Below are 281 nucleotides of genomic sequence, written 5' to 3' on the forward strand. Positions count from 1 at the left end.
CCGCTGGCGTTGGACACGGCGGCGCTGCGCGCGGAGCTGGCGGCGGCGCCGGCGCACGATCCGGTGCGGAGCGAGCCGACGCCGTCGGATCGACTGGCCTACATCCTGTTCACGTCGGGCTCGAGCGGTCGTCCGAAAGGGGTGCGGGTCGAGCACGGCAGCGTGATGAACCTCGCCGCGGGATTGGATGCGGCCCTGACGGACATCGGGGTGAGCGGTCCGGTGCGCTGGGCGTGGAATGCCTCCTACGGTTTCGATGCATCGCTGCAAGCGCTGGTGCA

At 70.8% G+C, this 281-nt stretch carries 1 protein-coding gene; it reads left to right on the forward strand.

Features of this window, described 5'->3' with window-relative positions:
• Window positions 1-281 (forward strand): AMP-binding protein (locus ISP15_RS18665; RefSeq protein WP_404549497.1); only part of this gene is annotated, 281 nt, incomplete at both ends.

Origin of the sequence: Dyella jejuensis (genome assembly GCF_044904675.1) — a bacterium.
Classification (GTDB): Bacteria; Pseudomonadota; Gammaproteobacteria; order Xanthomonadales; family Rhodanobacteraceae; genus Dyella_B; species Dyella_B jejuensis.